At 66.4% G+C, this 9292-nt stretch carries 13 protein-coding genes, 1 tRNA gene and 1 pseudogene; 8 read left to right on the top strand and 7 right to left on the bottom strand.

Features of this window, described 5'->3' with window-relative positions:
• The 3 genes from DM995_RS21925 to DM995_RS14400 all read left to right on the top strand — a co-directional run.
• Positions 1-658: type II secretion system protein L (locus DM995_RS21925; RefSeq protein WP_502696590.1), on the top strand; the 658-nt coding region annotated here is incomplete at its 5' end.
• Between the two features lie 214 nt (positions 659-872).
• Positions 873-2204, top strand: a complete 1332-nt coding sequence (locus DM995_RS14405; protein WP_232824407.1) for a TLP1 C-terminal extension domain-containing protein — start codon at positions 873-875, stop codon at positions 2202-2204.
• Positions 2201-2635 (top strand): acyl-CoA thioesterase, encoded by a 435-nt coding sequence (locus DM995_RS14400; RefSeq protein ID WP_116969858.1) that lies wholly within the window; start codon positions 2201-2203, stop codon positions 2633-2635. Before DM995_RS14405 ends, DM995_RS14400 begins: the two co-directional genes overlap by 4 nt.
• 3 nt (positions 2636-2638) lie before the next feature.
• Here DM995_RS14400 and DM995_RS14395 read toward each other — a convergent pair whose 3' ends face one another.
• Positions 2639-3391, bottom strand: a complete 753-nt coding sequence (locus DM995_RS14395; protein ID WP_023838858.1) for a ferredoxin--NADP reductase — start codon at positions 3389-3391, stop codon at positions 2639-2641.
• Between the two features lie 228 nt (positions 3392-3619).
• On the opposite strand from DM995_RS14395, the gene DM995_RS14390 reads away from it, so the two are divergent.
• Complete coding sequence (locus tag DM995_RS14390) at positions 3620-4138, top strand: hypothetical protein (protein WP_116969857.1); 519 nt, start codon at positions 3620-3622, stop codon at positions 4136-4138.
• A gap of 101 nt (positions 4139-4239) precedes the next feature.
• Here DM995_RS14390 and DM995_RS22425 read toward each other — a convergent pair whose 3' ends face one another.
• Complete coding sequence (locus DM995_RS22425; protein WP_232824406.1) at positions 4240-4458, bottom strand: hypothetical protein; 219 nt, start codon at positions 4456-4458, stop codon at positions 4240-4242.
• Here DM995_RS22425 and DM995_RS22790 point away from each other — a divergent pair.
• On the top strand, positions 4361-5248 hold the full coding sequence (locus tag DM995_RS22790) for a YeeE/YedE thiosulfate transporter family protein (RefSeq protein ID WP_353653376.1): 888 nt from the start codon (positions 4361-4363) through the stop codon (positions 5246-5248). The two genes, DM995_RS22425 and DM995_RS22790, sit on opposite strands and share 98 nt — an antisense overlap.
• Here DM995_RS22790 and DM995_RS14380 read toward each other — a convergent pair.
• Positions 5207-5283, bottom strand: a tRNA-Arg gene (locus DM995_RS14380). The genes DM995_RS22790 and DM995_RS14380 overlap by 42 nt on opposite strands.
• 64 nt (positions 5284-5347) lie before the next feature.
• On the opposite strand from DM995_RS14380, the gene DM995_RS14375 reads away from it, so the two are divergent.
• A complete protein-coding gene (locus tag DM995_RS14375; protein ID WP_232824404.1) occupies positions 5348-6106 on the top strand; it encodes a queuosine precursor transporter in 759 nt (252 codons plus the stop codon).
• A 22-nt stretch (positions 6107-6128) separates the two neighbouring features.
• Here DM995_RS14375 and DM995_RS14370 read toward each other — a convergent pair whose 3' ends face one another.
• Together DM995_RS14370 and DM995_RS22675 are read right to left on the bottom strand one after the other, a co-directional pair.
• Positions 6129-6317 (bottom strand): PspC domain-containing protein, encoded by a 189-nt coding sequence (locus DM995_RS14370; protein ID WP_023838854.1) that lies wholly within the window; start codon positions 6315-6317, stop codon positions 6129-6131.
• Between the two features lie 48 nt (positions 6318-6365).
• On the bottom strand, positions 6366-6494 hold the full coding sequence (locus tag DM995_RS22675; protein ID WP_023838853.1) for a hypothetical protein: 129 nt from the start codon (positions 6492-6494) through the stop codon (positions 6366-6368).
• A 258-nt stretch (positions 6495-6752) separates the two neighbouring features.
• Between DM995_RS22675 and recF the strand changes: the two genes are divergently transcribed.
• A complete protein-coding gene (recF, locus tag DM995_RS14365) occupies positions 6753-7847 on the top strand; it encodes a DNA replication/repair protein RecF (RefSeq protein ID WP_116969856.1) in 1095 nt (364 codons plus the stop codon).
• Positions 7848-8428: 581 nt separating this feature from the next.
• On the opposite strand, the gene DM995_RS14360 is transcribed toward recF, so the two are convergent.
• Positions 8429-8638, bottom strand: coding sequence for a hypothetical protein (locus DM995_RS14360; protein WP_023838851.1), 210 nt, complete (start codon positions 8636-8638; stop codon positions 8429-8431).
• A 196-nt stretch (positions 8639-8834) separates the two neighbouring features.
• On the opposite strand from DM995_RS14360, the gene DM995_RS14355 reads away from it, so the two are divergent.
• Positions 8835-9026 carry a hypothetical protein gene (locus tag DM995_RS14355; protein WP_116970487.1) on the top strand — a complete coding sequence of 64 codons (192 nt, stop codon included), beginning with the start codon at positions 8835-8837 and terminating at the stop codon, positions 9024-9026.
• Between the two features lie 10 nt (positions 9027-9036).
• On the opposite strand, the pseudogene DM995_RS14350 reads toward DM995_RS14355, so the two are convergent.
• Positions 9037-9292: pseudogene (locus tag DM995_RS14350) on the bottom strand (hypothetical protein); the annotation flags it as partial.

The raw sequence follows: 9292 nt of genomic DNA, 5'->3' as shown, positions 1-9292 counted from the left end.
CGATCTGGGCGCGGAGCGGCTGGGCGATCTGGTTTTGCCGCCCGACGAGGCGCTGGGCGCGCTGCTGCTCGGGACGGCCGCCCCGGTATCGCTCGACGCCGATGCGCGCGATGCCGCGATGGTCGCTGCGCTGGCCGATCCGCCGCTGAACCTGCGCCAGGGCGAATTCGCGCGCCGTACGCCGCTGTTCGCGCTCGCGCCGGGCCAGGGGCGGACGCTCGCCTGGCTGTTCGGCGCGCTGCTGCTGGTCAGCCTCGCCATCCCGCTGCTCGAGATCGGCAAGAATTATCTCGGCGCAGATCTCGCCGAACGCCGCGCGCTCGCCAGCGCGCAGCGGCATGTTCCCGGCGCGACTGATGCGAGCCAGGCCGAAGCGCAGCTCGATGCCAAGCTCGCCGCGCGCGGCACGGGCAACAGCATCGTCAGCGTGCCGATGTCCGGGCTGCTCTCCGCGATGCAGCCGGTTCCCGGCGTCGTCATCCGCCAGGCCGACTACCGCCCCGGCGGCATTGTCGGCGCGATGATCGCGGCGCCGCGCGTCGAGGACCTCAATGCGGTGCTGATCGCGCTGCAGAACAACGGCTACAAGGTCACTGCCGCCAACCGCAGCGATGCGACCGGCCAGGCGGTCGCCGATATCACGGTGCTGGCGCCATGACCGAGGCGGCGAAGAACTGGTTCATCGCGCTGTCGCGCCGCGAGCAGATCCTGGTCGGCATCGCCGCGCTGCTGGCGGCGGGCGTGATCGGCTTTTTCGGCATCTACACCCCGCTCTACGGCCTCGCGACCGATGCCAAGCGCAGCTTCTACGAAGCGACGATGCAGGCCGGGCGGATCGAGGCCAAGGCACAGGCGCTTTCGCTGCCCCGGGCATGGTGCCCGAAGGCACCGGCGGCTGCGACAAGCCTCCGCTCGGCCTGGCCAAGCGCCTGGGCATCGCGCCGAAGCGCGCGATCTATTCGATCGTCGGCGGCCAGAGCCCGCAATCGCTGGTCAACGAATTTGCCGCCGCGATCCATGCGGGCGAGGCGCGTTGCGTGCTGCTCTCGGGGTCCGAAGCGATCGCCGCCGCCAAGACCGCCGCACGCAAGGGCGTGGCGCTCGACTGGAACGAGGCGATCGACGGCGAGATGGAGGATCGCGGGCTCGGGCCGATGCTGCTCGACCGGCACGAGCTCAAGAACGGCATCGGCGCGCCGATCCTCACCTATCCTCTGTTCGAGAACGCGCTGCGCGCGCGGCTCGGCCGCAGCAAGGCCGAGCATATGACCGAGATGTCCGAACTCTGGGCGGGGTTCAGCGCGGTTGCCGCGAAGAACCCTTATGCGCAATTCCCCAAGGCGATGAGCGCCGACTATCTCGCGACGCCTTCGGACGGCAATTATCCGGTCGCCGACCCCTATCTCAAATGGCATGTCGCGCAGGATGCGGTGAACCAGGGCGCGGCGGTGATCCTGACCAGCGTGCGTGAGGCCGAGGCGATGGGCGTGCCGCGCGCGCGGTGGGTGTTCCTGCACGGCAGCGGCGAGGCGATGGACAAGCCGGTCAGCCTGCGCACCGACCTGTCGCGTTCGCGCGCGATCGAGGTGTCGCTCAAGGGCGCTCTGGAGAGCGCAGGCAAGACCCCTGCCGATATCGCATATTACGACATCTACAGCTGCTTCCCGGTCGCGGTACTGCTCGCCGCCGAGGTGCTCGGCGTCGATTGGCGCAGCACGCCGCTGACGCTCACCGGCGGGCTGCCCTTCTCGGGCGGCGCGGGCAACAACTACTCGATGCACGGCATCGCCGCGATGGTCGAGACGCTGCGCGCCGACTCTGGCAGCTATGGCCTCGTGCTCGCCAATGGCGGCTTCCTGTCCAAGGAGGCAGCGGGCATCTACAGCACCAGCGCGCCCGAGAGCTGGTCACCGGTCGATCATGCCCTGATGCAGGCCGAGGTCGACGCCCAGCCGTCGCCCGCGCGGCTGGAGGAAGACGCGACCGGCACGATCGAGAGCTATACCATCGGCTATGCCAAGGGCGTGCCCGCGCGTGCTGTGGTGATCGCGCGCACCGACAAGGGCCGCATCGTCGCGCGGCCCGATGACGCCGACAAGGCGGGCCAGCTCGCCGCGCTGGCCGATCCCGCGCACGATCCGATCGGCCGCACGGTCACCATCCGGCATGCCGATGGCGTCAACGGCTTCACGGTGGCGGCATGAGTCGCCCCGCCCGCCCCGGCCGCGCGCAGTTCCGCGCCTTCACGCAGATCAGCACGCGCTGGTCGGACAATGACATTTACGGCCATACCAACAATTCGGTCTATTATTTCTGGTTCGACACCGCGGTGAACGAATATCTGATCAAGGCTGGCGCGCTCGACATTCACGGTGGAGCGGTGATCGGTCTGGTGGTCGAAACCGGCTGCGCCTATTTCGCGCCCACGGCATTCCCCGACCTGATCCATGCCGGGGTCCGGGTCGATCATATCGGCACCAGCTCGGTGCGCTATGCGGTGGGGCTGTTCGCGAACGACGAGGATGCCGCCGCTGCCGCGGGGCATTTCACCCATGTCTATGTCGACCGCGAGACGCGCCGCCCGGTGCCCCTGCCCGATGCCTTGCGCACCGCGCTCGAGGCGATCCGGGCGTAATTCTCAGCCGACGAACGCGCGCTCGAGCACATAGGTGCCCGGCTTGGACTGGGCCCCTTCGACAAAGCCAAGCGATTCGAGCAGCGCGCCCGTCTCCTTGATCATCGCCATGCTGCCGCACAGCATCACGCGGTCGGTTTCCGGGTCGAGAGGGTAGTCGCCCGCCTCGATCCGCGTGGTGATGCGGCGGTTCTCGTCGACCCAGGTCGGGCATTTGGTGACCGAGCAGTCATAGACCAGCTGCTTTGCCGCTTCCTCGGCGACCAGCGGATCGTCCTTGAGCTTGCTTTCGAGCATGTCGCGATAGGCCAGGTCCTGAATCTGGCGCACGGTGTGCTGCACGGTGATCTGCTCGAACCGCTCATAGGCTTCGGGATCGCGGATGATCGACATCCAGGGGGCCAGGCCCGTACCGGTGCCGATCAGGTGCAGCCGCTTGCCGGGCAGCAGCGCATCGAGCGTCAGCGTGCCGGTGGGCTTGCCGCCGAGCAGGATCTCGTCGCCCGGCTGGATCTTGTAGAGGCGGCTGGTCAGCGGGCCGTCGGGCACGATGATGCTGAGGAACTCGAGCGATTCATCCCACATCGGCGAGGCGACCGAATAGGCGCGCAGCAGCGGCTTGCCATCAACCATCAGCCCCAGCATCACGAACTGACCGCTGACGAACCGGAACGACGACGGCCGCTCGACGGTGAAGGAGAAAAGCCCTTCGTTCCAATGGTGCGTGGTCAAAACCTTGGCGGGGGTGAAAGCCATAACGGGTCCGATGAATCTGGAGGATCAAAGCGCGCCGACTAGCAGCATCTGCGCGCTAGTGTGAGGAAGGATAATTTTCCAGCGGAAAAATCTGGCTTGGGAAGGTGGAGCGGGCGGCACCTGTACGAATGTCGCACGGGCTGGGCAGAGCCCGGCGCAGCCTTATGGCCAAGGTTTGCGCAGCCCTGCCGAGGATCGCGCCGGGCCCCACCGACGAAAGGAACATCGATGACCGGAAAAACCACGCTGGCGCTGACGCTGCTGGGCGCACTGATGCTCAGCCCCGTTCCCTCGCTGGCCCAGGCGGCGGCGAAGCCCAGCGTGACCAAATCGGTTGTCAACGGCGTGACGGTCTGGCGGTCGCCCTCCCCGACCACGCCGGGGGCGGTGCAATGCTCTACCGCCGTCACGCTGGCGAACAGTTCCGGCGGTGCCGCGCCCAAGCTGACCATGACCTATTATCGCGCCGCCAATGGCAATGGCCAGGTCGAGCTCCAGATTCCCAGCCCCTGGGGCGCCGCCAGACCCGAGCTGACGCTGGCCATCGGCAACAGCAGCGTGTCCGGCCCGGTCGACCTGAGGGGCAAGGCAGAGGGCTATGTCAGCTTCACCAGGCCGCGGAACGCCTTCAACACGGTGCGCGCCGGACAGGGCACGGCGACAATCAGTTTCGACGGCAAGAGCTTCAGCTGGACCGCCCCGTCCTTTGACACGGTGCTCCAGGCATTGGAGCAATGCCAGCCGTGACGTGAGAACGGCCAGGCTTCCGGCAGCAAATTCGCGCCGGGGCTGAAACCGAAGCGGGCCTGCCAGCGAACCTGCGGCAGGAAACCGGATCGGGGATGGGGTCATGGCAGGTTCGGGCAGTCGCCGATACGCGGCAAGGCACTTTGCTCACCAACCCGTGACCCCGGCCTGCGCCGCATGATCTGGTTGGGGTTCATCCTGCTGTGCGCCTTTCTGGTGGGCATGACGATCAGCGCCAGCAGCACCTGCGCGGTGGCTGCGTCGCGCGAGATCCTGTTCGAGCGGCGGCCCGACATGCTGCTCGGCTTTGTCATCGCCATGGGCGTGGCGGGTCTGGTGACCCTGCCGCTGCATTGGCTGGTCGGTCCGGCGGCGCATGTATCATCGGTGGTGCCCGTGTCAGCATCGCTTGTGCTGGGTGCGGTGCTGATCGGCCTGGGCGCGGTGGTCAACGATGCCTGTCTGCTCGGCACATTGGCGCGGATCGGTCAGGGCGAAGTCCGCTTTCTGGCGCTCCCTTTCGGCCTGGCGCTGGGCTTTGCGGTCGCAGACCGCCCGTCGGGGCTGGCCGCCGGGGTGGCGCTCCCCAATCCGCTCGTGCTGCCCTCGATCGAGGGCGCGCTGATTGTTTTCCTTTTTGCGGTGATGCTGATCTGGGCATGGCGGCGCAGAGGCCTCAAGTCTCGCGCACAACCCGCCGCGAGCCGTTGGCCCCGGGCGATGATGCTGGCCATGGGTCTGTGCGGAGCGCTGCTTTTCTCCTTCGCACCGCAATGGACCTATTCCGATGCGATCCATGCGATCGTTCGGCGCGGCGGGATGCAGATGCAGACCGACACCCGTGCCTTCGCACCGGCGATCGCGCTGCTCGCGGGGGCGCTGGTCTCCGGCCTGCTCACCCGCGCCTTCGTGTTCCGCGCGCCCACGACCGTCACGCTGGCGAGATCGCTGGCGGGCGGCGCCATCATGGCGCTTGGCGGAACGCTGATCCCCTCGCTGCCGGACAGCGCCTGCGCCCGGTGGCGCAACCTGTCTGAAACGCGCGCGAACCGACCCGCCGAGAAAAATTGGCGCGCCCTGCAGGAGTCGAACCTGCGGCCTCAAGATTAGAAGTCTCGTGCTCTATCCAGCTGAGCTAAGGGCGCGCGCCGTGTTCGCGCGCAATAGCGGGCTTTGCAGGTGGGTGCAAACCGCGATATGGCAGGCGCGATGCAAAGCCCGTCTGCCGAAACCGCCGCCGTCAGCCACAGCCTGGAACCGGGCGTCGGCTTCGATCCCGCCACGCACCGCTTCCGCTATTACGATTTCGTGATGGCGGCGTTCGTCACGGTGCTGCTGCTGTCGAACGTGATCGGCGCGGCCAAGCCGACCTTCATCACCATCGCCGGGCAGCAATGGGTCTTTGGCGCGGGCATCCTGTTCTTTCCGCTGGGCTATGTCATCGGTGACGTGCTCACCGAGATCTATGGCTATGCCCGCGCGCGCCGCGTGATCTGGGCGGGCTTTGGCGCGCTCTTGTTCATGGCGTTCATGAGCTGGGTGGTGGTGAGCCTGCCACCGGCCGAGGGCTGGGACGGCCAGGCGGCCTATGAATCGGTGTTCGGCCAGGTCCCGCGGATCGTGTTCGCCTCGATCGTCGCCTTCTGGGCGGGCGAGTTCGTCAACAGCTATGTCATGGCGCGGATGAAGATTTGGACGGCCGGCAAGCTGCTGTGGACCCGCACGATCGGGTCCACGGTGGTCGGCCAGGGCGTCGACAGCCTGATCTTCTATCCGCTCGCCTTTTACGGCGAATGGGAGACGAGCCAGGTCGTCACCGTGATGATCACCAACTGGCTGCTCAAGGTGAGCTGGGAGGTGGTGCTGACGCCGGTGACCTATGCCGTGGTCGGCTGGCTGAAGCGGCGCGAGGGGGTGGAGGTTTTCGATACCGCCACCGATTTCACGCCGTTCAGCACGAAAGTCTGATGCGGCATCGGCTGCTCCCCGCTCAGCGATCCGAAGCGATGAGGCCGATGACCAGATAGATAAGCACCGGCGCGCCGACGCCGAACAGTGCGGCCAGCACGAAGGCGATGCGGATCAGGTTGACGTCCCAGTCGAAATAGTTGGCGATGCCCGAGCACACGCCCATCAGCTTGCCGTTCGACTTGTCGAGGTGGAAAGAGCGGTTGTTCATGATGGTTCCCCTTTAAACCGAGAAGAGTGACGTTTTCGTGTCGGCGGATCAGACGATCATCGCCGACATCGTGCCGATTTCCGCCGGACCTACGCTGAGGCCGATGAAAAGTGCCGAGGTGGCGAGCGCGCAGATGGCAGCGACGAGGTTGGTGTTAAACTGCGAGAGCGAGAACATGAGGTGGGTCCTTTCAGAGTGTCTGTGTGTCCCTTCGGTCTGTCCGTCGGGAGATGCCAGATACTTTGCACAGGGCGTGCCAAACTGAAAAAGCGCGCAAATTCAGGGGATTATACGAGATTACGCAAATCTTGCACGCAGCTGAATGCGAAATTTTGGCAATATTCACGATGTTTTGGCATCGGCTGGGGTGCGTAGAGAAGGGCCCTGCCGATTTTGCGCGCATGGGTCTGCGCGAGCCGCTATAGCGGGCCGCAGATGGCGCTTTCTTCCCTCTCGCTGACCCAGTTCCGCAACCACGAGGCGACCCGGCTTCAGGCGGGCGCGCGGTTCAACGTGATCTGGGGCAACAATGGCGCGGGCAAGACCAACATTCTCGAGGCGATCTCGCTGCTCGCACCGGGCCGGGGCATGCGCCGCGCCGACATCCAGCAGATGGCGCGGCAGCAGGGACCGGGCGGGTTCTCGGTCGCCGCCGCGCTGATGGACGACGAGGTGCGCATCGGCACCGGCACCAGCGCGGACAGCCCTTCGCGGCGGCAGGTGCGCGTCAATGGCGCGTCGGCGGCAGCGAACAGCCTGGCCGACTGGCTGGCGGTGGTCTGGCTGACCCCGGCGATGGACCGGCTGTTCCTGGAGAGCGCAGGCGGCAGGCGACGGTTTCTCGACCGGCTGGTGCTGGCGCTGCATCCCGCGCATGCCCGGCACGCGGCGCGCTACGAGGCGGCGATGCGCGAGCGCAACCGGCTGCTTGGTGGCGATCGCCCGGCCGATCCGGGGTGGATCGATGCGCTCGAGGCGCGCATGGCCGAGCATGGCGCAGCGATGGCCTTCGCCCGCGCCGACACGCTGGACGCGCTGGAGCTCCAGATCGGCGCGATCGAAACCGGACCGTTCGCGCAACCCGCGCTGGCGCTCGAACGCAAGGGGCCGGTGGAAGCCGATGCGCTGGCGGCAACGCTCCGCTCGGGCCGGTCGCGCGATGCGGCGGCGGGCCGCGCGCTCGCCGGGCCGCACCGCGACGACCTGATCGTCACCATGCGGCAAAAGGGACAACCCGCCGGGCTCTGTTCGACCGGCGAGCAGAAGGCGATGCTGATCGCGATTATCCTGGCGCATGCCGATCTGGTCGCCGAGCGGCGCGGCAGCCGGCTGATCCTGCTGCTCGACGAGGTTGCCGCGCATCTCGACCCGGCTCGCCGCGCGGCGCTCTACGAACAGCTTGCCGACCGCTCGGGCCAGGTCTGGATGACCGGCACCGACGCCGCGCTGTTCGATGCGGTCCCGCTAACGGGCCGCGCCGATTGGAGCGTCAGCGGCGGGGTGGTGACGGCGGACGATAGAAAAAAATGAGCTGCAGCGTTCAGGTCCGGATCTAATTGCGACGCCATACAACCTCCGTTCGGCCTGAGCCTGTCGAAGGCCCCGCGTCCATATTCGCATTGCCCCTCCCTGCCTTACGGCGACCTAAGAAATCCACAGGGGCCAATTGGCAACCTCACACATTGGTTCCAACCTTCGTAGGAGATCGGTGACGCAATTGGATCAGTGGCAGTGCGAGGCCTTCGACAGGCTCAGGCTGAGCGGGGTTTTGATGAAACACCGCGCATCGTTAGCATTGTGCAATGCCCAGCGTCGGCTAAAATTCAAGAATGACAAGATACTGGCAGTCTGGGCTTGGCACCTTGGCCATTGCGGTTGGTGTCTTACTCCGCGACCGTGCTCATTCGTTGGAAGCGCACATTTGGGTGTTGCGCAACATTCACCAGTCGGCCAACCCGAATGGACCGCCTGCTTGCGCATTTGATTGCTCTTACGGGCTCACAGGCGAAGCAGCGGTGCTTGGCTGGATTTCAGTGAGCCTGATTGCGGCCGGGGTGGCTGTGTTGGTTTGGTCTTCTGTCAGACAACAGTCGACTGACTGAGCACCCCCCTCAGTGAATCGTCCCGATGCTCTGGTCGATCGACAGGATCACCAGCAGCCGCTCGATCTGCCGCCAATGACAGAAATGGATGTGATTGCCGCGCGCCCGCGCTGCCTCGGCCCGGTCGGAGGCCTCGATCCCCGCCGTCTCGCCATAATGCGATAGGAGCTTGCAGGCGTCCTCATAGGCTTCGCGGCTTCCGATATAGGGCAGGTTCATGGGCGCGTTCGGGTCCTCTTTCCTCGTGCCGGCAAAGCTGTCGGCCACGCGTTCGCATCGGGATACAGGCTGGCCGTGCAGGAAGGTTCAACCGGCATGGTAAACCGGTCGTTAGGCTTTGCGACCGTCGGGGCGATTGGCAGCGGGGGGCGATTGGCAGTGGCAAAAGCCGCGCGCGCATGGCAAGGGCGCGGCCATGGTCAACGATACAACCAACAGCCCCCGCCCCCCGGCCCGCGCAGGCGGCATATTCATGGCTTTGGGCACGCTTGCGGGCACCGTGATCGGCGGGTTCATGGGCCAACCCTCGATCGGCTTTCTGGCAGGGCTTGGCGGCGGCGCGGCGCTGCATGGGGTGATCTGGTACATGGACCGCCGCAAGGGCTGATTGCCGCCCCTCAGCGGACGGCGGTCGCCGCCGGGGCCACACCGCAGGCAATGGCGTTGGTGCCGGTCTGACGCACTGTGCATTGTGGCGTGCCGCCGATCGCGATGTCGGCCCCGCCCTTCACCGCGACCCGGGCCGGACCGTTGACGGTCACATTTGCGCGCACCGGGCCTTCGCCGATCAGGTCGAGCGCGCCGAGCGCCAGGCCCGTTCCCTCGATCAGCCCGTCGCCCAGCATCACCGCGCGCGCACTGCCCGCCGTACCG

The organism is Blastomonas sp. UPD001 (genome assembly GCF_003426715.1).
In the GTDB taxonomy this organism is placed as follows: Bacteria; Pseudomonadota; Alphaproteobacteria; order Sphingomonadales; family Sphingomonadaceae; genus Blastomonas.
The sequence above is the reverse complement of the archived record's forward strand: the minus strand, read 5'-3'. Positions and strand labels throughout refer to the sequence as shown.

Bases quoted from the DNA above. Each gene is read 5' to 3' on its own strand.
- DM995_RS22675 (WP_023838853.1), bottom strand. From the start codon at position 6,494: ATGTTCTCGCTCTCGCAGTTTAACACCAACCTCGTCGCTGCCATCTGC.
- DM995_RS14375 (WP_232824404.1), top strand. From the start codon at position 5,348: ATGCAAAGCCCGTCTGCCGAAACCGCCGCCGTCAGCCACAGCCTGGAA.
- DM995_RS22790 (WP_353653376.1), top strand. From the start codon at position 4,361: ATGACGATCAGCGCCAGCAGCACCTGCGCGGTGGCTGCGTCGCGCGAG.
- DM995_RS22425 (WP_232824406.1), bottom strand. From the start codon at position 4,458: ATGGCGATGACAAAGCCGAGCAGCATGTCGGGCCGCCGCTCGAACAGG.
- DM995_RS14360 (WP_023838851.1), bottom strand. From the start codon at position 8,638: ATGAACCTGCCCTATATCGGAAGCCGCGAAGCCTATGAGGACGCCTGC.
- DM995_RS14390 (WP_116969857.1), top strand. From the start codon at position 3,620: ATGACCGGAAAAACCACGCTGGCGCTGACGCTGCTGGGCGCACTGATG.
- DM995_RS14395 (WP_023838858.1), bottom strand. From the start codon at position 3,391: ATGGCTTTCACCCCCGCCAAGGTTTTGACCACGCACCATTGGAACGAA.
- DM995_RS14405 (WP_232824407.1), top strand. From the start codon at position 873: ATGGTGCCCGAAGGCACCGGCGGCTGCGACAAGCCTCCGCTCGGCCTG.
- DM995_RS14370 (WP_023838854.1), bottom strand. From the start codon at position 6,317: ATGAACAACCGCTCTTTCCACCTCGACAAGTCGAACGGCAAGCTGATG.
- recF (WP_116969856.1), top strand. From the start codon at position 6,753: ATGGCGCTTTCTTCCCTCTCGCTGACCCAGTTCCGCAACCACGAGGCG.
- DM995_RS14355 (WP_116970487.1), top strand. From the start codon at position 8,835: ATGGTCAACGATACAACCAACAGCCCCCGCCCCCCGGCCCGCGCAGGC.
- DM995_RS14400 (WP_116969858.1), top strand. From the start codon at position 2,201: ATGAGTCGCCCCGCCCGCCCCGGCCGCGCGCAGTTCCGCGCCTTCACG.